General features: G+C 65.8%; 18 protein-coding genes and 1 pseudogene. 14 read left to right on the top strand and 5 right to left on the bottom strand.

Annotated features, from left to right (window positions below; genetic code table 11):
- Positions 1 to 332: 332 nt before the first annotated feature.
- The 8 genes and pseudogenes from ABD705_RS02030 (at position 333) to ABD705_RS02000 (ending at position 10,040) form a co-directional block, all read left to right on the top strand.
- Complete coding sequence (locus tag ABD705_RS02030) at positions 333 to 653, top strand: nucleotide pyrophosphohydrolase (protein ID WP_344779984.1); 321 nt, start codon at positions 333 to 335, stop codon at positions 651 to 653.
- Entirely contained in the window at positions 640 to 2,397 is a 1,758-nt protein-coding gene (locus tag ABD705_RS02025) for a DNA/RNA helicase domain-containing protein (RefSeq protein ID WP_344779982.1), read from the top strand. The genes ABD705_RS02030 and ABD705_RS02025 overlap by 14 nt, the downstream gene beginning before the upstream one ends.
- Before the next feature lie 73 nt (positions 2,398 to 2,470).
- Positions 2,471 to 3,658 carry a DUF6361 family protein gene (locus tag ABD705_RS02020; RefSeq protein ID WP_344779980.1) on the top strand — a complete coding sequence of 396 codons (1,188 nt, stop codon included), beginning with the start codon at positions 2,471 to 2,473 and terminating at the stop codon, positions 3,656 to 3,658.
- The gene (locus ABD705_RS02015; protein WP_344779978.1) at positions 3,655 to 5,448 is read left to right on the top strand and encodes a phospholipase D family protein; all 1,794 of its coding nucleotides are present in this window, start codon (positions 3,655 to 3,657) and stop codon (positions 5,446 to 5,448) included. Before ABD705_RS02020 ends, ABD705_RS02015 begins: the two co-directional genes overlap by 4 nt.
- A complete protein-coding gene (locus ABD705_RS02010) occupies positions 5,445 to 8,675 on the top strand; it encodes a helicase-related protein (protein ID WP_344779976.1) in 3,231 nt (1,076 codons plus the stop codon). Before ABD705_RS02015 ends, ABD705_RS02010 begins: the two co-directional genes overlap by 4 nt.
- Before the next feature lie 529 nt (positions 8,676 to 9,204).
- Positions 9,205 to 9,480 carry a hypothetical protein gene (locus ABD705_RS02005; RefSeq protein WP_344779974.1) on the top strand — a complete coding sequence of 92 codons (276 nt, stop codon included), beginning with the start codon at positions 9,205 to 9,207 and terminating at the stop codon, positions 9,478 to 9,480.
- Positions 9,477 to 9,668, top strand: a pseudogene (locus ABD705_RS16050) (J domain-containing protein); the annotation flags it as partial. The gene ABD705_RS02005 and the pseudogene ABD705_RS16050, both read left to right, overlap by 4 nt.
- Positions 9,669 to 9,776: 108 nt before the next feature.
- Positions 9,777 to 10,040 carry a hypothetical protein gene (locus ABD705_RS02000; RefSeq protein WP_344779972.1) on the top strand — a complete coding sequence of 88 codons (264 nt, stop codon included), beginning with the start codon at positions 9,777 to 9,779 and terminating at the stop codon, positions 10,038 to 10,040.
- Between the two features lie 353 nt (positions 10,041 to 10,393).
- On the opposite strand, the gene ABD705_RS01995 is transcribed toward ABD705_RS02000, so the two are convergent.
- Entirely contained in the window at positions 10,394 to 11,743 is a 1,350-nt protein-coding gene (locus ABD705_RS01995) for an MFS transporter (protein WP_344779970.1), read from the bottom strand.
- Between the two features lie 143 nt (positions 11,744 to 11,886).
- Positions 11,887 to 13,362 (bottom strand): RsbRD N-terminal domain-containing protein, encoded by a 1,476-nt coding sequence (locus ABD705_RS01990; RefSeq protein ID WP_344779968.1) that lies wholly within the window; start codon positions 13,360 to 13,362, stop codon positions 11,887 to 11,889.
- Between ABD705_RS01990 and ABD705_RS01985 the strand changes: the two genes are divergently transcribed.
- From ABD705_RS01985 to ABD705_RS01960, 6 genes are all read left to right on the top strand, one after another.
- Positions 13,291 to 14,814 carry an amidohydrolase gene (locus tag ABD705_RS01985; RefSeq protein ID WP_344779966.1) on the top strand — a complete coding sequence of 508 codons (1,524 nt, stop codon included), beginning with the start codon at positions 13,291 to 13,293 and terminating at the stop codon, positions 14,812 to 14,814. The two genes, ABD705_RS01990 and ABD705_RS01985, sit on opposite strands and share 72 nt — an antisense overlap.
- A 41-nt stretch (positions 14,815 to 14,855) precedes the next feature.
- Positions 14,856 to 16,163, top strand: coding sequence for a hydantoinase/carbamoylase family amidase (locus tag ABD705_RS01980; protein WP_344779964.1), 1,308 nt, complete (start codon positions 14,856 to 14,858; stop codon positions 16,161 to 16,163).
- Positions 16,160 to 16,621 (top strand): hypothetical protein, encoded by a 462-nt coding sequence (locus tag ABD705_RS01975; RefSeq protein ID WP_344779962.1) that lies wholly within the window; start codon positions 16,160 to 16,162, stop codon positions 16,619 to 16,621. The genes ABD705_RS01980 and ABD705_RS01975 overlap by 4 nt, the downstream gene beginning before the upstream one ends.
- A gap of 172 nt (positions 16,622 to 16,793) precedes the next feature.
- On the top strand, positions 16,794 to 17,684 hold the full coding sequence (locus ABD705_RS01970; RefSeq protein ID WP_344779960.1) for an HNH endonuclease: 891 nt from the start codon (positions 16,794 to 16,796) through the stop codon (positions 17,682 to 17,684).
- A gap of 143 nt (positions 17,685 to 17,827) precedes the next feature.
- The gene (locus ABD705_RS01965; RefSeq protein ID WP_344779957.1) at positions 17,828 to 18,067 is read left to right on the top strand and encodes a hypothetical protein; all 240 of its coding nucleotides are present in this window, start codon (positions 17,828 to 17,830) and stop codon (positions 18,065 to 18,067) included.
- Complete coding sequence (locus tag ABD705_RS01960) at positions 18,060 to 18,434, top strand: type II toxin-antitoxin system PemK/MazF family toxin (RefSeq protein ID WP_344779955.1); 375 nt, start codon at positions 18,060 to 18,062, stop codon at positions 18,432 to 18,434. The genes ABD705_RS01965 and ABD705_RS01960 overlap by 8 nt, the downstream gene beginning before the upstream one ends.
- A gap of 115 nt (positions 18,435 to 18,549) precedes the next feature.
- On the opposite strand, the gene ABD705_RS01955 is transcribed toward ABD705_RS01960, so the two are convergent.
- The 3 genes from ABD705_RS01955 to speB all read right to left on the bottom strand — a co-directional run bounded on the left by ABD705_RS01955 (position 18,550) and on the right by speB (position 21,816).
- Positions 18,550 to 19,371 (bottom strand): nitrilase family protein, encoded by an 822-nt coding sequence (locus ABD705_RS01955; RefSeq protein WP_344779953.1) that lies wholly within the window; start codon positions 19,369 to 19,371, stop codon positions 18,550 to 18,552.
- On the bottom strand, positions 19,368 to 20,786 hold the full coding sequence (locus ABD705_RS01950; RefSeq protein WP_344779951.1) for a purine-cytosine permease family protein: 1,419 nt from the start codon (positions 20,784 to 20,786) through the stop codon (positions 19,368 to 19,370). The genes ABD705_RS01955 and ABD705_RS01950 overlap by 4 nt, the downstream gene beginning before the upstream one ends.
- A 76-nt stretch (positions 20,787 to 20,862) precedes the next feature.
- Complete coding sequence (gene speB, locus ABD705_RS01945) at positions 20,863 to 21,816, bottom strand: agmatinase (RefSeq protein ID WP_344779949.1); 954 nt, start codon at positions 21,814 to 21,816, stop codon at positions 20,863 to 20,865.
- Positions 21,817 to 21,952: the final 136 nt, after the last annotated feature.

Genomic DNA, 21,952 nt, shown 5'->3' with positions numbered 1-21,952 from the left:
GTACGAGCCGCGCCGCGGCATCGTAAATCCGCTGATCGAGTTGCCACCACACGAGTTCCTCCTCAGCGAATGGTCGGAACGCTGAGGTCGAGCGAGATGCTCGACCTCAGCGTCAGCTTCGGGTCCAGGCAAAATGTGCTTCACGCAGGCCGCTGATCTCGCGACCACGGCCCCATTGGAGCAAGCGGTGATCAACCGGAGTCCACTCCAAATTGGCCCGATGCTTAGTCCTCCTGAGGACCTACGAGCGAGTCTATCGATCCATGATCCGGTGCCGCTGATCCCTGTCGGCCTGTTGGATGGAGGCTCTTACCTGCTGCTAGGTTCATCGTGTGTCCAGCGAAGACGTGAGACAGCAGCTCCGGCAGTTCGTCGCCGAGCGCGACTGGGCACAGTTTCACTCCCCCGAGAACCTCGCGAAGAGCATCGTGATCGAGGCCGGCGAGCTGCTCGAATGCTTCCAGTGGGGCACCGAAGTCGACTCGGCCCACGTGCGCGATGAGCTGGCTGACGTCATCACCTACTGGCTGCTCCTGGCGGACAAGTTTGGCGCCAACCCCGACCAGATCGTGCTCGACAAGCTTGAACGCACGCGTGCGAAGTACCCCGTTGCCAAGGCCCGCGGCCGGAGCACAAAATATGACTCCCTTTAGCATCGAGCAGGTCGCGTTCGAAGCGGGCGACGTCAGTGCTTGGGGTGGCCGCAGTGTTCGGCACACCAATTGGCCGGTCGTGTACGTGATCGACGGAGATCGCCGCCGCACCACGCCCGCCGTGTACGTCGGTGAGACTGTCAATGCCGTCGCGCGCATGCACCAGCACCTCGGCAACCCGGAGAAGCGCGACGCGGGGCTGCAATCGATCCGGGTCGTGATTGACGACCGCTTCAACAAGTCGGTGTGCCTCGACCTGGAGTCGCACCTCATCCGTTGGCTGGCTGGCGACGGCCGGTTCACGGTGCTCAACGGCAACGAGGGCATCACCGACGCGGATTACTACGACCGTGAGCTGTACCGCGAGTCGTTCCGCGACGTGTTCGAGCAGTTGCGGCGCGAAGGCGTGTTCGAGCGGTCGATCCCCGAGATTGAGAACAGCGATCTTTTCAAACTCTCGCCGTTCAAGTCCCTGTCGCACGACCAGGCGATTGCGGCGGAAGATATCCTCGACGGCCTGTTCGAGGATCTGGATGCCGCAAAGCCGTCGACCACGGTCATCCAGGGTGCGCCCGGCACAGGCAAGACCATCGTCGCGATCTTCTTGATGAAGCTGCTCGCCGACATCCGTGACCATGACGAGGCAGCCGATATCGAGCACGACTCGATCTTCGCCGACCTGTTCGTGCCCGAGAACCGCGGATTGCTGCGGGACTTCACCATGGGCCTCGTTATCCCTCAGCAGTCACTTCGCGACTCGATCCGCAAAGTGTTCAAGAAGACCCCCAAACTCAATCCGAAGATGGTTCTCTCGCCGTTCGACGTTGGCAAGAGCGCTGCTCGGTTCGATCTGCTCATCGTCGACGAAACGCATCGCCTCAACCAGCGAGCGAACCAGTCGTCGGGGGTGCTCAACCGCGACTTCATTCGCATCAATGAACGCCTGTTCGGGGCGGACGACCTCACGAAGACGCAGCTCGATTGGATCACGACGCAGAGCGAACACCAGATCCTGCTGATCGACGGCGAGCAGTCGGTGCGCCCGGCCGATCTGCCGAGTGATCTGCTGCACGAGGTCGTTCAGGGTGCGGCATCCCGCCACCGGCGCTACCTACTCACCACGCAGATGCGCGTGAAGGCGGGCGCGGACTACGTTGATTACGTACGCAGGATGCTGCGGGGCGAGGTTGCGGTGGACGAGGCCGTCGATCTGGGCGAGTATGACCTGCGGTTCTTCGATGATCTCGGCCAGATGCGGCGAGAGGTTATTGCACGCGATGCTGATGCGGGGTTGGCGCGACTGGTGGCCGGCTATGCGTGGGACTGGGTGAGCCGGCATGCCCCTGCCGCGTTCGACATCGAGCTTGACGGCGTCCGGCTGCGATGGAACAGCACCGACAAGGACTGGATCAATGCAAAGAACTCGATCAACGAGGTCGGCTCGATCCACACCGTGCAAGGCTACGACCTCAACTATGCCGGGGTCATCATCGGGCCTGAGTTCGGATACGACCCGGTGGCAGGGCGCTTCTTCATCGACCGCGATGCGTATCGCGACAAGAAGGGCAAAGAGAACAGCAAGAAACTCAGGCGACGCTACACGGACGATGACCTGCTGCAGTACATCCGCAACATCTACGGGGTGCTGCTGACACGCGGGATGCTCGGGACGTACGTGTACGTGTGCGATCCGGGGCTGCGGGAGTACGTGCGGGAGAGGCTGATGCGGATGGTGCAACGGTAGGCACCTGATGCTTCCGGCTCCGCAATGACAGTCAATTGCCGCCTCACGGGTGTCACCCCACTACGGTCAAACCATGTCTTCTTTCGGCTGGCTTGACGCCGACGCCGGCGCGCGGCGGCGCATGCTCGAGGTCATCGACCTGTTCCGCGAGCCAGGCACGGTCGACGAGCTCGGCATCGGAGCCGTGCGCGATGCCCTTTCTGACATGCTCTTCCCTGGCACGTCGGTGCTGCACACGCGCCTGCGCTACGTACTGTTCCTCCCATGGCTGCTGCAGCGTGCCGCCGATGGCGGCGGCACGCACGACGAAATGCGCGAACACTTCCGCACGCACGAATACCAACTCATCCCAAGCCTCGAAGCTGGAGGTGAGTCCACGGGCGTGTTCGGCCGCGTCGCAGGCGGCGAGCTAAAGCGGCTGCCCAGCATCGCGTATTGGAGCGCCCTGACCACCTGGGGAATTGTGCGCGCCGACTCGACCAACGCGTTCTTCCGCTCCGCCGCCGATCTACGAGCGCTGCAGCGCCGCACCCCGACGAGCGATGACCCCGAGTCCCGCGGGTGGATGCCGCAGCCGGCCCTCGATCCCGCACTGCCGCCTGCTCCGCACCACCTGCTGAAAGCGACCTCGTTTGCGCTCACCGCAGACGAAGCCGGCTATCTCTCCGATCGCATCGCCGAGTCCACCGCAGGCACCGCCCTCGCCTGGCTCTGCGAGCATCCGCCAGGCGAACTGCCCGACGCCGCCTGGGATATCGATCTCACACAGGCACCCACGACGATTCGCAACCAGCTCGACCACGCACACCGCTTTAGCCTCGCGATCAATGGCGCCAGCATCCTCTACAACCTGCTGCTCGCCGAACAGATCGACAACCCCGACCGCATCGACAGGTATCGTGCGCTGCTCGACTCGTGGGCGACCGAGATACGCGTGACCCGCGTTCTCGACGACTGGGATCGTGCGGACTGGTGGAACACGATCCTGCACCAGAACGCGCGCGTCGCTGCCGGCGCACAACGGTTCATCAACCGCTGGCTCGACCACGTCACGGCCAGCGCCGACATCGCCGACGACCCAGCTGCGCGCGAGCTGGTGCGTGACCGCGAGATCCAGATCAAGCGGGGCCGCGCACGCTTGGCGAACCGCGCCGCGCTGGACTCCTGGAACGGCGACAGCGGCATGGGCCGGCTCATGTTCCGCTGGCACATCGTGCGCAACCATCTGGCAGACCTCGCGGACGGCAGGGCAGCGGCATGAGCCTCGCCCCCGAATCGCGCGTCATGCTCACCGACGCATTGCGCCCGCCGGCGGAGTTCCGCGTCGACGCCGCCGTCGGCACGACCTACACGCTGGACCTGACCGCGCTGCTGCTGGCACCCCTCGCGTTCGCCGTTGCCGACCGCGCACACACGACCGGGGGCGACGACTCGGGCATCGACCCGATTCGCCTGCTCGAGGCGGTGCGCCGGCACGCCGACCGCACCACCATCTTCGTGCAGGCCGGCGGTATTGCCGTGCCTTCGAACTACCGGTCGATGCTGACGTTCATCGAAGACAGCGTGCGCGAGGTTGCACCCCCCGCGCACGCACGCATCTTCCACCCGAAGATCTGGGCGCTGCGCTTCATCGATGCGGCCGGCGGCTACCAGCATCGGGTCGTGATCCTCAGCCGCAATCTCACGTTCGATCGATCGTGGGACACCGCTCTCGTGCTCGACGAATCACCGGATGGCACGATCGATGCCGAACCGGCGGCATCCTTCATCCGAGAACTCCCCTCTCTCGGCCTACGCGCGCTCGATTCCGACCGGCAAGCGCTCATCGATGACCTCAGCACCACCCTCGCCGCAGTGCGGCTGCAACCTCCCACACCCTTCACCGAAGGACGCCTGTTACCGATAGGGCTCACTGACCAACCCGTGTGGCCCTTCCCCGCGCGCGCTGACCGGCTGCTCGCGATCAGCCCGTTCCTCACCCCTCCCGCCGTCGCGGGGATGGCGCGCATCAGCGGCGAGCGCACCCTCGTCTCGCGCGCCGAGTCGTTCGACCTGATCGGCTCGACTGCGCTCGACGGGTGGAGCATCCGCACCCTGCAGCGCCTGGCCGAAGGAGCCAGTGACGCCGACACCGCGATCGAGGCCACGCGCGCGCCGCACGACGGACTGCACGCCAAGACATTCGTGCTCGACCTCGACGGCGGCACGTCGACGACCGTCACCGGCAGCGCGAACATGACCTCTGCGCAGTGGGGCAAGAGCGTCGAGTTCGACGCCGTGCTGACTGGCCCCACCCACGACTGCGGAGTCGAACGCGTGCTCGACGACGACGGCCTCGCAGCTGTCCTTGGCGCGTACACGCCACAGTCTGAGTCCGGCGCCGAAGCGCCCACGATCGCGACCGAGAAGCTCATCGAACAGTTTCAGCTCGCTCTGGCCGCATCGCACCCCGTATTGCAGGTGGATGCCGCAACCGACGGCCTGGTCACTCTCACGCTCGTGATCGACCCGCCGCCCGACCCTGGCATGTCGAGAGTCTGGCCAGCATCGGTGTCGGCGACGCAGGCGCGGCCCTCGAGCGATCCTTTGGTCTGGACGATCGCAGCGAAGAACGTGACCCCGTTCCTCGCCGTCGAGACCACGGCCGGGCAGGGAGAGTCGCGGGTGACCACGCGCTGCGTGATCATGGCCGAACTGACGGGCGACGTCGGCGACCGGCGTGCCGCGGCACTTCACGACGTGCTGTCCAGCCCCCTCGATGTGCTGCGCTACCTCGTGTTCCTGCTCGGTGATCCGTCGTACGACGACCTGGTCGCGGCATCGGCGACCGCGGCCGTCGGATACGGCGAGTTCGGGCCTGCGGCATCCACCTCCGTCACTCTCTTCGAGCCACTCGTGCGCGCCCTCGGCCGCGACACCGACGCGCTGGCCCGGGTCGCAAACCTCGTCGACGAGCTGCGGGCGATGCCCAACGGTGCGGCACTCATTCCCGAATCGTTCGACGAACTCTGGGACGCCGTCTGGCGCGTGCACCAGGAGGTGTCGGCATGAGCGATGCGATATCGACAGAGGCGGTGCTCGACAGTCTCAAAGACTTTCAACTCGACACCGTCGAGCACGTCTTCCGCCGGCTGTGGACGGATGCCGATGCCACCCGCCGCTTTCTTGTCGCCGACGAGGTGGGCCTGGGCAAGACAATGGTCGCGAAGGGCGTCATCGCCAAAACCGTCGAGTACCTGCGCGGCAAGGTCGGACGCATCGACGTCGTCTACATCTGCTCGAACGCGCAGATCGCCCGGCAGAACCTCAGCCGGCTGAACGCCGTTGGCGGCAACGAGCTGAGGCATGCCGATCGGCTGACGATGCTGCCGGCGGTGATCGGCTCGCTGCGCAAACACGATGTGAACTTCGTCTCGTTCACACCAGGGACGTCATTCCAAGTCGGGCAGCGATCGGGCCGCGCCGAAGAGCGCGTGATGCTCTATTGGATGCTCGTACGCGCCTGGGGCGCAGAGGTACGCCACCACACCCGATGGAAGCGGTTCTTCGAGGGCTGGGTGAGCCGTGACAATTTCGAGCGACACCTGAAAGCGTTCGACGAGAAACAGCTCGACGCGAAGCTGTGCGACACGTTTGCACTCGAAGTAGAGAAAGCGACGGGACCGAACGGCGGGCGTCTGGCCGACGAGCTACGCGAATGCGTGCTCGAGTTCAATTATCTGCGCGGCAAGCCGTCGTTGCCGGTGCGGATGCGGCGGGACGCACTTGTCGGACGATTGCGGCACCTCGTCGCGCGGGCGTCGGTCACCCATCTGGAACCTGATCTGATCATCCTCGACGAGTTTCAGCGGTTCAAAGACCTGCTGCGCACCGACGACGACACCGCACCGCTCGGCGAAAGCGCCGAACTCGCAAACGCGCTCATGGATTATCCCGACGCGCGGGTGCTCATGCTGTCGGCCACTCCCTACAAGATGTACACACTGCCCGACGAGCCCGAGGGCGACGACCATTATCGAGACTTCACCCGCACGGTGTCGGTGCTGGGCGGTCGGGAGCGGGCGGCACGCGTCGAGGCCGGCCTCCGTGAGATGCGTGAGACGATCCTCGGCGGGGGCGATGTCGAGCAGGCGCGGGCAGCGCGCGACGCCGTCGAGCGCGAGCTCCGCAAGATCATGTCGCGCACCGAGCGGCTCGCGTCGACGCCCGATCGCGACGGGATGCTCGCGGAGCGACCACTCGCGGCAGCCCGCGTCACAGCATCCGATCTTCGCACCTGGCTATTCGTCGACAACGTGGCCCGCCTCGTCGACCGGCACGATGTGTTCGAGTACTGGCGGTCGACGCCGTACCCGCTGAGCATCATGGAACGCGGCAGCTACCAGCTGCGGCGCCGATTCGAGGCGGCGATCGAACGCGGCGACGCGGGTGTGGCCGACGCGCTGCGGGGTGCGCCGCTGCTCTCGCGCGAGACGCTTGCCGAGTACGGCGCGGTCGAGCCGGGCAACGCGAAGATGCGCGGACTCCTGCACGACGTGCTCGATCGGGGTGCGTGGCAGCTCGCATGGATTCCACCATCCTTGCCCTATTACCCGCTCGGCGGCGCATACGTGGCACCCGAGCTGCAGTCGTTCACAAAACGTCTCGTGTTCTCGGCATGGACCGTCGTGCCGAAGGCCATCGCGTCGCTCATGAGCTACGAGGCCGAGCGGCGGGGCGTTGCGCTGTTGGGAACGAAGCGTGGATACGCCGATCGCGTCTCTCGGCCGCTGCAGTTCCGGCTCTCTGGGGATGAACGCGAGTCCGGCATGACCGTGCTCGCGTTGATGTATCCCAGCCTGGTGTTGGCGCGGGTCGGCGACCCGTTGGCCGTGGCGCGGGGTGAAGGAGTCGACGTCGTCGAGACCGTCGCTTCGCGCGTGCGGGAGCTACTGGCCGCATTGCCTTCTGCCGAGGGGCCAGTCGACCAACGGTGGTACTGGGCCGCGCCGCTCTTGCTGGACCGCGCTCACGCCGCTGCCGAGAGCGCACCGTTCGATGCGGTGTTGAGGTCGTTGGGCGACGCGTCTGCGGGTGCTGACGCCGATGACGATGCCGACGCCGATGAAGCAGCTGACGCTGAGGCTGAGGCTGAGGCAGGCGATGCGGGTGGTGGTCGCGCCGCTGAGGGGCGGCGGGCGCTGGATGCACACCTCCTTCGCGCCGCGCAGCTGGACGTCGAGCTCGCCGAGCGCCCGCTCGGAGCGCAGCCCGACGATCTCGCCGAGGTGCTCGCGCAACTGGCGGTCGCCGGTCCCGGTGTGACGGCACTGCGTGCGCTGTCGAGAGTGTCTGGCGGCCCGGCGGTTCTTGCCGACGTCGAGCGCCGGCGGCGGGCGTTCGATATCGCGGGCGGGTTGCGGTCGCTGTTCAACCGGCCCGAGATCATCACTCTGCTGCGCGCAAGCGACGACAACTATTGGCGCGTGGTGCTGCAGCACTGCATCGACGGATGCTTGCAGGCCGTGCTCGACGAATACGCCCACGTGCTGGTCGAGTCGTGCGGGTTGCAGGACGCCGATGGGACGCGTCGGGCCGCGGTGCTCGCGGCCAACATGGTCGAGGCGCTGACAACCCGCACGGCGAGCGCACGGATCGAGCACTTCACCGTGGATGGTGGGCGCATCGACACTGCGGAAACGCGGGTGCGCACGCACTTCGCGTCACGCATGGGGGATGCCGTCACCAAGAGCGCGATCGACCGCGGCAGCAGCATCCGGACTGCCTTCAACTCACCGTTCCGTCCTTTCGTTCTCGCAACGACATCGGCCGGGCAAGAGGGCCTCGACTTTCACACCTACAGTCACGCGGTCGTGCACTGGAACCTGCCGAGCAATCCCGTCGACCTTGAGCAGCGCGAGGGACGCGTGCACCGCTACAAGGGGCACGCCGTGCGTAAGAACGTGGCCGCACAATACGGCCTGGCGGCGCTGGCGGACCCCCGGGACGATCCGTGGGCCGCGATGTTCGATGCGGCCGTCGATGATCGGCCGGCCGAGGCATCCGACATCACTCCGTTCTGGGTGTTCACGCGCCCCGGCGGCGCGGTCATCGAGCGGTACGTGCCGGCGCAGCCGCTGAGTCGCGAGTCGGCGCAGCTCGAGCGGCTGCAGCGCACCGTGGGCGCGTATCGACTGGTGATGGGCCAGCCGCGGCAAGAGGACCTGCTGCGTTACATCGGCGAGCGCGACGGGGACGTCGATTGGATGCGGATCGATCTGAGCCCGCCGGAAGAGTGAAGGCGCTCTTCGAAAGTGGCCCCGTCGACGAAGCAGCCGGCACAGAAACCGGCCGTCAAGAGCCCGGCCATCCCCGGGGGCACGGACACCGGCTGCCGCGCATACGGCGATAAGGGCACTTCGATCGACTCGAAGGGCCGCCGCTACACCAAGATCGACTGCACGACGAAGCTACCCATCGGGTAGCAGCGGCGCGGGACGGGCCGGCTCCAAAGCCGCTGATTCCACCGCCGCTCGGGTCAAGTTCCCCGTCCTACGTCGCCGAGTCCCGGTAGTCTCTCGTGAGAGCCTTCTCATCACACAGGGGAGTCGAGGGATGCGTCGACGCGCCGTAAGAATCCGCGTGACGGGTGTTGCTGCGGACTTCCGCATGCCGCGAGGGTGGCCGCCGCCGAGCAAGCGATGGGTCCGCGAGAACGTGTTCTGGTGCCCGCCTCCAGATTGGACGCCGCGACCCGGACTCACGGCAGCACCCGCCGATTGGCGATTCTGGGTCGCCAACGAAGAGTGGCGCACAACGAGCGCAAACGTGTACGCCAAGATCTCCTGGTGTCGCGGCCTCGCGATGTGGCTATTCATCGTGGTGTTGATACTGCGCGCGGTGGGCAGCTTCGCCCACGTCCCGGCGCTGGGTACGGTGACCGCGGTGGCCGGCGTGGTCGCGATCACCCTCCTCGCGACATACACCATATTGCGCAGCCGAGTGACTCGGCGGGTCTTCGAGACGCTCGCAGCCACCGCAGAACACCGCCGATCCGAGCGACTCGTTCGCGAATACCAGCGCTATCTGCAGGTAGTCGAATGACCCTGGATGAAGCGCGTGCGCATCTCGGCGTGGAGCGGAATGCCAGCATCGATGACGTTCATGCAGCCTTCCGTCGGCACGCGCGACGCGTGCACCCCGATCGCCATCCCGACGTGGACGAGCGCTCAAGAACGCAGTTCGCGCGCGAGTTCGACGCCGTACGGGAAGCCCACGACATCCTCGTTCGGCATATACGCAGGGTCTCGAGCGATTCCCCACCCGTAGCGGAGGCCGGTCCACGGCGCTCAGCAGACCGACCGGGACCATTCCGCGCACAGCCAACTCAGACTTCCCCGATGTCAGATCCGCTGACCACTGACCCCGGGCAGGCGCCCGGCACCAAGCCGGCGGCAAATGAGACACGACGAGAGCGTGCCCAAGCACCGCGCGTCACCATGCGATTCGATGAGTTCGTGGCGTGGTCCGACGCCGCAAGTTTCGGCAACACCTCGCCCGCCCGACGCTGGGTGGACTGGCCTCGTGTCGTAGCCTGGTCGGTGGTCGGCGCGGCCTTCGCGAGCATCGTCGTGGCAGGCACGTGGATGGCGATTGCGACCTAGTCGACAGCCTGGTGCCGCGCGCGTGTTTCGATGATGCGAGTGCATCTCGTCACGGTCGCAGCGTTCGCGGAGTTCAATCTCGACCTGCGGGCCGCCGGCGAAGCCGTACTCGAGGAAGCGCGTGTCGGCGGCGCTCGACTTATCGGCGTTTTCGGCGTTCGAAAAGTGAGCAGTTGTGGGCAGAAGCTACCCATCGGGTAACGATTGCTCATCGACAGAGAGGCCAGGGTATGGGAGCCCCCGGCTGAAGACCATCAGTCGGCGGGCGCCCGGCCGACGACACCGATCCCAGTAGGTTGACGCCTGGGCCGACGCGGCCGACGACGGTCAGTCGGCCGGCTCAGAGCGCGCCCTCACCCCTCGAAGACGATGGCCTGGTCCTTCACCCGCAGGCGCTCACCCACGATTCCGCCTACCGCGGTGATCAGCGAGATGACCACCAGGATCACGACGGCGGGCCACGATGCGGTCGTGCCGCTGGCGTTGATCAACCAGGTGGCGAGGAATGGCAGGAACCCGGAGAGCGCCCCCGCGATGTTGTAGCCGAGCGAGACACCGGAGTAACGCTGCTCGGGTGGAAAGAGCTCAGTCAGCAGTGCGCCGGTGACGGCGTAGGTGATGGTCAACAGCCCAATGCCCAGCGCGACGGCGACCGTGATTGCCACCGGCGAGTTCGTGTCGATCAGCGCGAACAGCGGCCACGCGGCCACCGCAGTGGCGAGGCCGCCCCAGAACGTGACGCGTCCGGGGCCGATCTTCTCGGCGACCCGGCCGAACAGCAGGATCACGCCGATCTGCACTACGGCCGCGATCAGCGTCGCGTTGACGACGATCTGCCGGTCGCCGCTGAGGGTGTTGGTCACGTAGCTGACCACGAACGTGTTCATCACATAGAAGCCGCCGACACCGAGGAACGCCGCCGCGACCGCGACGATCAGCCGGCGCCAGGACTTCGTGAACACATCGAGCGCCGGGACCTTCGCGCGCTTGTCCAGCCGCACAAGTTCCTTGAACACCGGCGACTCCTCGACCTTGAGCCGAATCCAGAGCGCTACCAGCAGCATCGGGAACGCGGCGAGGAACGCCAGCCGCCATCCCCACGCGTCGAAGACCTCCGGCGGGAGCAGCAGCACCAGCGCGAACACACCCGACGACAGCAGCGTTCCTGCGGGCGAACCGACCTGGACGAGCGCGGCATAACGGGCCCGACGCTTCGCCGGCGCGTGCTCGATCGCGATCGTGGTCGCACCGCCCCACTCACCGCCGACGGCGATGCCCTGGAACAACCGCAACAGCACCAGCAGACTGGGCGCGAGGATCCCGACATCCGTGTAGGTGGGAAGGACACCGATCAGGCCAGTAGCGGTGCCGATGAAGATGATCGTCATGATCAGCGTCGGCCGGCGTCCGACTCGGTCGCCGATGATGCCGAACAGGAATGCCCCGACGGGCCGCGCGGCGAAGCCGACCCCGAACGTCGCCAACGCGGCCAGCACCGCGGCCGTCGGATTCAGCGCCGAGAAGAACAGTCTGTTGAAGACGATCGCAGCTGCTGTACCGAACAGGAAGTAGTCGTACCACTCAAGAGCAGTACCCACGAACGCCGCGGCCGCGATGTGCCGCAATTCCTTGGGCGTGATGTGGACGACCGTGCCGGTTTCGGTCGTCACCTGGCCGATCGCGTCGTCGCGTTCAGCGGGCATGGGGGCTCCTTCGTCCAGATCCGACGCAACGAGACTGTCGCGCCGGATCAATCGTGACGCAACATTCGCCCACCTTCAATGGCGATTAAACGCGCTATCTGGCATCTAGAATCGACAATTGCACAATACCTACGACTGTGACGTCAGACGTGGACCGTCTGCAGCGCCACCACAGCCAGCGCCGCCTGCTCTGGCACGGTGACATCGAGCCCCGTGAGCCGTGTGAACGTGCTCAGCCGGTTCACCACTGTGTTCCGATGACAGAAGACCGCTTCTGCCGTCTCTTTGATCGACCCGGTCTGCATGTACGAGCGCACTGTCGTCACCAGCCGTTCCCGTTCATACACTCCGGTGCCGTCGAGACCCGCGAGGGCTGAGGGAATGAACGAGGGCATGATCGTCATGATGTGGTCCGCGACGACGGCAGGCCAGGCCGATGTGAACGGGGTGAGCACCTCGACGGGGCCGAGGGCATGCAGCGCATCACGCAGCGTACGCGCCACGAGGGGCAGCTGCGCGAGCCCGTCCAACTCCTTCACGAGCAGGCCGCCGACAGGATGGATCGACGCCGCGTCGAACGACGGTGCGCCGTGGCGCCAGAATGCGCACAGCGCTCCGTCATATGTGTAGGTGCACACCGCGCCGGCAGTGATGGCATGTTCGAGTCGCTGCAGGGCCTCCCCGGACTTCTGCTCGTCGAAAACGGCCAGATCGAGCCGCTGTGTTGCGTCGATCCCCGTGGCCAACGCGGCGCGCTCCACGACAGATGCCGCCGGAGGGATGCTGCTGAACAACCGCGACAGATCTCGCTCCGTCGCCCGGCGTGAATCGCGCTCCAACGCTGCCTGCTCACGCAAGAACGACGTCTGCACTTCCAGCACATACCGATCGAGCACTTCGAAGATGACCTCGAACCGATCCGCGACCAGCACCGTGTACTTGTCGCCGGCGAGCTCCCGCAGCCATCGCCAGATCACCAGCAGGTCCAGCCGCACGGCTTCGGTCAGCGTATCGAGCGGGACGCCTTGACGTGCGCGGCGCTCTCCCAGGGAATGCACCAGGTCGGTCGCGGCCGGGCTCGAGCCCCGGTCGTCGAGCCGGTGCACGAGCATCCGCAGCGTCTGTTCGGCGGTGGCCCGGAGGTCCTCCCCGGAGACGGCGCCAGCTGGGTAGAGGCTGCGTGCGGCGAACTCTGTGAGGAAGTCCTCGGCCACCCGCGGGATCGCCTCGTCGAGCCGGTCGATCAGGCGGGTCCATTCTGCGGCATCCGTGCCCATGGCGGCGTCCTCTTCGGCCCTCGGATTGGACAATTCCACAATCGCGCCGCCGTGTTGCGCGGCGAAAGTCCATTGTACGTGTGAACCAGCACAGATGTAATGGATGTGCGGTGCCGATAAGGGCACTACACGAAGCCAGGCGGTCCCATGCACATCGATCTGATCTTCTCCCACGCGCGCATCCGTACCGGGTGGTCGCAGCGGCCGGTCGCGAGCGCCGTCGGCGTGTGGCAGGGAGTGGTCGTGGGCTTCGACGAGCAGCTCGACGGTATGACCGCCGACACCGAGGTGAATGGGCGCGGCGCCTTCCTGATGGCCGGCTTCAACGACGCCCACGCGCACAGCGTCTGGTACGGACAGACTCTGTCCGAAACCGATCTCACCGGTGCAACCGACCGCTCACAGGTGTACGAGAAGGTCACACAGGCGTCCGGTGACGACTCGGATGCCTCGGCCTGGCTCATCGCAGCCGGCTTCGATCCACTGGCCCTCGACGCCCCGCTCGAACTGGACGCCCTCGACCGTGCGGCGCACGGCCGGCCGCTGCTGATCAAGCACGCCTCCGGCCACGCCTACACGGTGAACGGCGTGGGGTTGGAGGCCGTCGGCATCGGGCGCTACCCGCATGCACGCATCGACGGCGGTGTCATCGCCACCGATGACGAGGGGCGCGCGACCGGGCTCCTGGAGGAGAACGCGATGCGGCCCGTGCAAGACGTACTGCAGCCCGACCCCCTGCTCGAGATATCGCGGGCGCTCGACCGCGCGACCACCGCGTATGCGCGTCAGGGTCTGACGTCGGTGACGGATGCCGGGGTCGGCGGGGGCTGGATCGGCCACAGCCCTCGCGAGTTCGCCGCCTATCAGGACGCCCACGAACATGGAATGCTCTCCACACGCATCCAGGCGATGATCACCTCGGACGTGCTCCACCCGGTCCATGGGCACCGCACCGAAGGGCCGTTCACCGGACTCGACGCCGGCATCCGCTGCGGCCTCGGCGATGACCGGCTGCAGATCGGGCCCATGAAGCTGTTCGTCGACGGGTCACTGCTGGGCGGCACCGCGGCCGTGACCGAGCCGTATTGCGGGCATGACACGGGTCATGGCTACCTTCAGGGCGACCCCGACGCCATGACCGCGACGATCACCGGGGCGGTGCACGCCGGGTGGGCCATCGCCACGCACGCGATCGGCGACCGCGGTCTCGATCTCGCGCTCGACATGCTGGAGCGCGCCACGGCGGAATCACATCGCACACCGCCGATGCCGCACCGCATCGAGCACGGGGGCGTCGTCCGGCCCGAGCAGCTGCCGCGCATCAAGAGTCTCGGGGCGGCGCTGGTCCCACAGCCGATGTTCATCGCGGCGTACGGCGACGGCATGGCCGAGAAGCTCGGAGACAGACGGACGCTCTTGTCCTACCCCGCGGCGTCCGTCCTGCGCGCCGGAATCACCCTCCCCGGCAGCAGCGACCGTCCGGTCGCCGAAGGCGCGCCATTGCGCGTCATCCAGGCGTTCGTCGAACGCACGACGCAGACCGGCCGGGCCTACGGGCCTGACGAACGCATCAGCGTCGATCAGGCGCTCTCCGCGTACACAACCGGCTCGGCACGTGCGACGGGGTGGGCTGCCCGCAAGGGCCACCTTGCCCCTGGGATGCTCGCGGACTTCGTGGTGTTGTCCGATGACCCACGCGAGGTGCCGACCAACACCATCGGCCAAATCGGGGTGCTGAGCACCTGGGTCGGCGGCGAATGCACCTTCACGGCCGAGCAGCCGGTGAGGCGATGAAGCCGCCGGCAGGCGCCGCGCACGACCATGAGAGGAAAACAATGAACACCGACGGTGACCCCACGGGGGCCCAGTCAACAGCCGACGTGGACGGCGCGAGATTCCTCCGGGACTTCGCCGCGCTCTCGCTGATCGGCAGAAGCGCCGGCGGCGGGGTCGACCGCGAAGCGGCGACGGTCGCCGACCACGAATCCCGCGCCTGGTGGTCGGGATGGCTCGAGGCCAACGGTTTCGACGTGCGCATAGACCAGATCGGGAACGTCTTCGGCCTGCACTGCTTCGTGCCCGGGGCGCCCTACGTGCTACTCGGGTCCCACCTCGACTCCCAGCCGCTCGCAGGGCGATTCGACGGCGCGTATGGTGTGCTCGCAGCGGGGCATGCCGCCCGTGCCGTGGCCGACCGAGTCGCGATGGATGAGATCGTCCCGACCGTGAACGTCGCGGTCGTGGATTGGTTCAACGAAGAAGGCAGCCGATTCTCGCCAAGCATGATGGGCAGCTCGGTGGCAACCGGAAAGTTGGCGCTCGCAGACGCGCTGACCATCACTGATGCGGCGGGGATCACGGTCGCCGAAGCCCTGACACCCGACGCCACATTCGAGTCCCCGCTCGAGGTCGGGAACTACGCGGAGATCCACATCGAGCAAGGGCGCATCCTCGAAGACTCCGGCGCGACCATCGGTCTCGTCGACGGCACCTGGGCGGCCAGCAAGTATGTCGTACGCGTGCACGGCGACCAGGCGCACACTGGCGCCACCATCATGGCCGATCGGCACGACGCCCTGTACGGTGCGGCGCTGACTGTCGTCGCGGCCCGTGAATTAACCAACCGTGTCGCGGCCGGAAAGCTGCATACGGCCGTGTCGACGATGCGCGTACTGCCCAACTCTCCCGTCACGATCGCGCGGTTCGCGGAGTTCAACCTTGACCTGCGATCCGCGGACGAAGCCGTGCTGGAGGAAGCCAACCGCTTGCTTGAGGAGGAGTTCGCGCGCATCGAGACGACAGCCCGAGTGACGATCGAGCGGACCCTCACTCACGAGTGGGGCCTGCGCTCGTACACGCCTGCGGGGGTAGCACTTGCGACTTCCGCTGCCGAAGCGGCCGGGCTGCCGGCATCCCGCATCCTCACCGTTGCCGGGCACGACTCGACGAACATGAAGGATGTCGTCCCCACCGTCATGCTGTTCATACCCAGCATCGAAGGCATCTCACACAACGAGAAGGAAGACAGCACCGACGCCGATTCGGTGGCCGGCATGACGATGCTCGCCGAGGTCGCGTCGCGACTCGTGCAGGGCGAGCTCTGGCACGGCGAGCGCTACGTTCTGCCGACGACTGTGGTGTGAGCGTATCGCCCGGCGCGCTCGCCGGGCGCGCGCACCGTCCCAGCGGCGAACGGGATGACGACGGTGTCACCGATGAGGACGGTGTCACCACCGGCGCGCATCGCCCGTGCGCCGCCATCCCACACGAGTTCACCTCGGCCCTCGGTAATCACGAACACGACGAACTGCGTCGCGAACTCGACGTCGCGGGCGGGTTGCGGTTGCTGTTCAACCGGCCCGAGATGATCACTCTGCCGCGCGCAAGCGACGACGACTGTTGGCGTGTGGTGCTGCAGCACCGCATCGACGGATGTCTACCGAGCCGCGAGTCGGCGCAGCTTGAGCGGCTGCAGCGCACCGTCGGCGCGTATCGGCTGGTCGTGGGCCAGCCGCGGCAGGAGGACCTGCTGCGCTACATCGGCGAGCGCGACGACGACATCGACTGGATGCGGATCGATTTGACCCCGCGGGCAGAGTGAAGAAGGCACTTCCGTCTGCGCACGCTGTTCGCCCGTGACGAGGCGATCGAAGCCTGGCTGCGAACCGAGGTCGTGCGCTCCTGTTCGTCGATTTGTTGGCCAGAGCTCCGACTAATCGTTAGATGGGCGCCCGTCCATTTGTTAGCTAGGCCATGATCGAACCGTGGCACGAATGCGCAGTGCAGCAGAACAAGCGGCGATCCGGAAGGACGTCTTCCGCTGGCTCGATGACGTCTTCATCGGCCACGGTGGGTACGAGATCCATCACACGGTTCTTCGCTCATACGCCTATCACGGCGAGCGCATTCCGTTGCTCGACCGAGGCAAAGGCATCCGGAATCCAGCCGACTTCTCGTCGACGCTGTCGATCATGTCGGGCTGGAAGAAGAACCAGTACGAGGACTACGAGAGCGACGACGGCTGGGTCAAATATCACTATCGCGCCGGCGAGGGCGGCGACAACGTCAAGTTGATTCGCGCGTTCGAGGCTCAGGATCCGATCGTCTATTTCAGCGCGGTACGCGAGGGCTACTACCTGCCGTACTACCCGATCTACATCGCGGAGAACGACCCTGTCGAGCGCGTGGTGCGCTTTCCCCTTGATGAGGGGCTCGCTGTGCTCGGTGACCCCGCCAGCTACACGATCGCGCAGAAGCGCTATGCCGACCGGCTCGTGCAGACGCGCCTGCATCAGCCGATCTTCCGTGCCCGCGTGCTGCACGCGTACGACGGGTCGTGCACGGTGTGCGCGCTTCGCCATTCAGAACTGTTGGATGCTGCGCACATCATCCCCGATGCGTCAGAGCAGGGCGTTGCCCACGTGACCAACGGCTTGGCGATGTGCAAGATCCACCACGCGGCGTACGACCGGAACCTCATGGGCATCACGCCGGACTTCGAAGTGCGCATCAACTCGGCGCTGCTGCACGAGGTCGACGGACCGATGCTGCGGCACGGGCTGCAAGACATGCATGGGCGACAGATCCAGCTGCCGGAGCGGCGTAACGAGCGGCCCGCGCAGGACCGGCTCGCAGAGCGGTTTGCGGAATTCGCTGCGCGGTGACGTCGAGGCTCCTGCTGTTGGAACACGGATGCCAATCTGGACCACCACCTGATTGCGGCCTACCGCTGCTCATCCGTCCACGATCCAGGGCTGCGGAAAGTCTGTCCCCACTCGCAACCGGAGAGCGTCGGTATACTAGGAGTATGACAACGACGATCAAGGTCAGTGACGAACTCCGTGACCGGTTGAAGGCTCAGGCATCCCGTGCCGGCCTTACGCTCGGCGCACACCTTGCGATCCTGGCCGATCTCGCCGACCGGGATGATCGCCTTGCAGCAGCCAAGCAGGCGATGGGTGCCGCGCCGGCAGATGTGGTCGACGACTACCTCGCAGAGACCCGCCAGTGGGAATCGGTGGAGCTGACCGACGCGACGCATGCTTGACTTGGCGCTGGCGCCGGGAACGATCGCGTGGGCGAGCCTGGATCCGATCCGCGGGCGAGAGCAGGGCGGTCACCGTCCGGTACTGGTGATCTCGTCAGCGGGACACCTCGACGCCGCGACGACACTGGCCATCGTGCTCCCGATCACCACCGTCGATCGGAACTGGCCCAACCACGTCGCAGTGACGGGTCACTCGGGCCTCGAGCGGGCGTCCTGGATCATGACGGAACAACCACGAACGCTCAGCCGGCACCGTCTCACCGGCATCGCGGGGCATGTCGACGCCGGATGCCTCGCCCAAGTGCGCACCTGGCTCGGCGACTTCCTCGACCTGTGGCCGATGCCCGGTCGGGCGGCCGGTTCTTGATCGTGGCGGTCACCCGTTCCGCTGCGCGCGCACCGAGACGCTGCGCGGCAGGACCTCACCGATGCCGACGACGACGCCGACCACACGGCTCGATCGGGCCCGTCTTCATCGACGCTCACTGCGCAATCCTCGAATACAGAGTGGGGCGGCGGTCAGCGAGGACGTCGTTCTCTTCGCTGATGGACTTGTTGCGGGCCTTACTCAGATCAAGGTCCGCGGTCAGGACCGCGGGTCCGCCCAGAGCGAGGCGCGTCACCGGATAACCATCGGGGTCGACGATCACGCTGCCGCCGACCCAGTCCTGCCCTCGCTCCAGCCCCGTTCGGTCAGCGACCGCGACGAACATCCGATTCACCGCCGCGTCGGCCTGCACCCTGACGACCTCGCCCGGTCGCTCACCGTCCGGCCGCGGGTACTGCGGCCAGTTCGCCGGGGCACACAGCAGATCGGCGCCGTCCAGCGCGACCAGACGCACCCACTCGGGAAACTCGAGGTCGTAGCAGATCATCATGCCGATGCGGCCGAACGGTGTGTCAATGACGGGCGGCTGCTCAGATCCCGCGTGAAACCCGACCGTCTTCTCGTGATTCCACAGATGCGCCTTGCGGTAGACGGCACGCACTCCGGCCTCATCCACCATCAGGGCCGAGTTGTACACGACGTCACCCGCCCGCTCCGCCATGCCGCCGATGATCATCACCTGATGCTCGGTCGCCAGCCTGCACCAGTCGTGGGCCGTAGGGCCGTCGGACGGTTCTGCCGCGGCCATCAACTCATCTCGATCACGGAACATATAGCCGGGTGCGATCAGTTCTGGCAGCACGATGATCGACGCGCCACCTGCGACGGCCTCACGCACCGCTCCGTGGATGCGGCCCCGGGTTGCGATCTTGTCCCCAAGGACGGGAGCGATCTGGCAGACGGCGACGGTGGTCATTGCAGCTCCGCCTCTGTTCCCTCCAGTTCCAAGTTGCTGGCGGCACGCGCCGCCGCCTCGGCCTTCGCATCCATGCTTCGCGAGAACAGCAGGTACAAGCCACCCGAGACGACCAGGCCGATGGCGAACGAGAAGTCCGCACCGCCCAGCAGTTGCGCCATGGGCCCTACGAAGAAGCTCAGCGAGAAGAACGGAATCATCACCAGGAAGCCAACGGAGTATGCAACCACGCCTCGCCATGCCCAGTGGCCGTAGTAGCCGCCAGGTTTGAGGATCTCGGCGATCGCATATTTTCCGTGCCGGACGAAGTAGAAGTCCACAAGGTTGACTGCCGTCCACGGAACCAGGAAGTACAGCATCAGGAGCACGAAGCTGTTGAAGCTGTTCAGATAGTTGTCGGGGATCAGCAGCGCCACGATCAGAGCGACGAGGCCGACCACAATCAAACCGATCACGCGCAGCCGAACGGTCGGACGGACCTTGCGGAACGCATCGACGGCTGTCGAACCGGTGAGCATCGCACCGTATGCGTTGACTCCCATGATCGACACGAGTGCCAAGACAGCCACGATGACCGCGATAGTACCGAACCCCGGGAAGAAGATGTCCCCGACGCTTCGCAGGGAGTTGATCGGATCGGCATCAGGGATATAGCTGGCCAGCAGCGCACCCAATGACATGAGCCACACGGCGGAGAACGCCGCGCCGATGTACACCGACGTGATCAGCTTCGGAGCCGAGGCGTTCGCTGGAAGATACCGCGTGTAGTCGGAGACATAGACGGCATAGCTGATGTTGTAGCCCGCCGCCAGGGAGAACTGCACGAGAAAAGCCACCAGGCTCCAGCCGGCCGTCGCCACCGCGGCCCCCTGCGCGACAGGCGCAGTGGAGAAGTGGACGATCGCGACGATCGTCACGATTGCGAACACGACGACCAGCGCATATGTCAGCCACCGCTGAATGAAGTGGAGCAGATCGTGCCCGACCACAGCGATCACGATCGACACGATGATGAGCAAGGGATACCAGAACGCCTTGGCCTCGGGGAACACGTTGATGCCCTGTGTTGCCAGGATCGTGTCGAAGACGATGAAGCCCACGTAGACGAACACCGTCGCGGCGAACGGCACGATCGCACCCCGGCTGCCGAACTGCGCCCGCGACTGGATCATCTGCGGCAGCCCCATTCGAGGGCCCTGATTCGCGTGAAAGGCCATGAAGAACGTGCCGAAACACGCACCCAACACGACGGCCAGGACGCTGAACCATACGCTGAGACCCATAGCCGGGCCGACGAACCCCGTCACCATGGTGACGACGACGAAGTTGCCGGTGAACCAGAACGGCCCTTGGTGCCAGACCTTTCCGTGACGCTCGGCATGCGGGATGTAGTCGATCGAGTGCTGCTCGATCACCGGCTCGCCTCGCCGGCTCTGCTTAGTGGAAGGCATCCTTGACTTCTCCTCATTCTTCGTATGTCGGTACTGAGGCTTACTCAGGTTTGGGTGTCATGGCGGACAGGATCTCGTAGCCCACGTGGGCCGCGGCAATGCCGGTGATCTGGGCGTGGTCATACGCCGGCGCGACCTCGACGATGTCGGCGCCGACCAGGTTCACGGCGCGCAGCGCGCGGATCATCGAGAGCAGCTCACGACTGGTCATGCCGCCGGCTTCAGGCGTACCCGTGCCGGGCGCATGGGCGGGGTCCATGACGTCGACGTCGACAGACAGGTAGACGGGGCGGTCGCCCAGGCGCGTGAGCATCCGCCGGATGGCGGAAGGCAACCCCTCGTCCTGAATCTCGACGCTCGAGATGATGGCGAAACCGAGCCGTTCGTCGTCGCGCAGATCCTCCGTCGTATACAAGGGGCCGCGAGTGCCGACATGAGTGCTGGCTGTCAGATCGATGAGCCCCTCTTCCGACGCGCGCCGGAACGGTGTGCCGTGCGTGATGGGGGCTCCGAAGTAGGTATCCCAGGTATCCAGATGCGCATCGAAGTGAAGGACGGCGACAGGCTGCTGAGCCCGCTGCGCAGCCGCCCGCAGCAGGGGGAGCGCAATCGTGTGGTCGCCTCCGAGCGTGATGAGCCGCGTGCCCTGCTCGGTGAGAGCCAGTGCTGCGTGCTCAATCTGGTCGACCGCTTCGAGGATGTTGAACGGGTTCGCAATGACGTCTCCGGCATCCACGACTTGCTGGCCGGCGAACGGCGATACATCTTGAGCGGGATTGTACGGACGCAGCAGTCGAGACGACTCGCGGATGTGCGACGGACCGAAGCGGGCGCCCGGCCGAAAGCTCACGCCGCTGTCGAACGGAACGCCCACGAACGCGATATCGGCGCGCGAAACCTCGTCCAACCGCGGCAGGCGTGCAAACGTGGCGAATCCCGCGTAACGCGGGTTCAGGCTCGCATCCGGCGGCCCCAACGGCACGTGGTCGACCATGACTGCTCTCTCTCCGTAGAGGATATTATTGCTTGTGAAACATGAATTGATGTCTCTCAGACAACTTGTGATCGATAGTCTCGTCTTATCTCGCACGACTGTCAAGAGTCATTGCTTCAGGTCAATACTGATCAGG

This window comes from Microbacterium kribbense (genome assembly GCF_039537285.1).
GTDB lineage: Bacteria > Actinomycetota > Actinomycetes > Actinomycetales > Microbacteriaceae > Microbacterium > Microbacterium kribbense.
This window is presented reverse-complemented; position numbering and strand designations above follow the sequence as displayed.

Excerpts from the sequence above, each read along its gene's own strand:
- ABD705_RS02025 (WP_344779982.1), top strand. The coding sequence starts at position 640 with ATGACTCCCTTTAGCATCGAGCAGGTCGCGTTCGAAGCGGGCGACGTC.
- ABD705_RS02020 (WP_344779980.1), top strand. The coding sequence starts at position 2,471 with ATGTCTTCTTTCGGCTGGCTTGACGCCGACGCCGGCGCGCGGCGGCGC.
- ABD705_RS02015 (WP_344779978.1), top strand. The coding sequence starts at position 3,655 with ATGAGCCTCGCCCCCGAATCGCGCGTCATGCTCACCGACGCATTGCGC.
- ABD705_RS02010 (WP_344779976.1), top strand. The coding sequence starts at position 5,445 with ATGAGCGATGCGATATCGACAGAGGCGGTGCTCGACAGTCTCAAAGAC.
- ABD705_RS02000 (WP_344779972.1), top strand. The coding sequence starts at position 9,777 with ATGTCAGATCCGCTGACCACTGACCCCGGGCAGGCGCCCGGCACCAAG.
- ABD705_RS01995 (WP_344779970.1), bottom strand. The coding sequence starts at position 11,743 with ATGCCCGCTGAACGCGACGACGCGATCGGCCAGGTGACGACCGAAACC.
- ABD705_RS01985 (WP_344779966.1), top strand. The coding sequence starts at position 13,291 with ATGACCGCCGACACCGAGGTGAATGGGCGCGGCGCCTTCCTGATGGCC.
- ABD705_RS01980 (WP_344779964.1), top strand. The coding sequence starts at position 14,856 with ATGAACACCGACGGTGACCCCACGGGGGCCCAGTCAACAGCCGACGTG.
- ABD705_RS01970 (WP_344779960.1), top strand. The coding sequence starts at position 16,794 with ATGCGCAGTGCAGCAGAACAAGCGGCGATCCGGAAGGACGTCTTCCGC.
- ABD705_RS01965 (WP_344779957.1), top strand. The coding sequence starts at position 17,828 with ATGACAACGACGATCAAGGTCAGTGACGAACTCCGTGACCGGTTGAAG.
- ABD705_RS01960 (WP_344779955.1), top strand. The coding sequence starts at position 18,060 with ATGCTTGACTTGGCGCTGGCGCCGGGAACGATCGCGTGGGCGAGCCTG.
- ABD705_RS01955 (WP_344779953.1), bottom strand. The coding sequence starts at position 19,371 with ATGACCACCGTCGCCGTCTGCCAGATCGCTCCCGTCCTTGGGGACAAG.
- speB (WP_344779949.1), bottom strand. The coding sequence starts at position 21,816 with ATGGTCGACCACGTGCCGTTGGGGCCGCCGGATGCGAGCCTGAACCCG.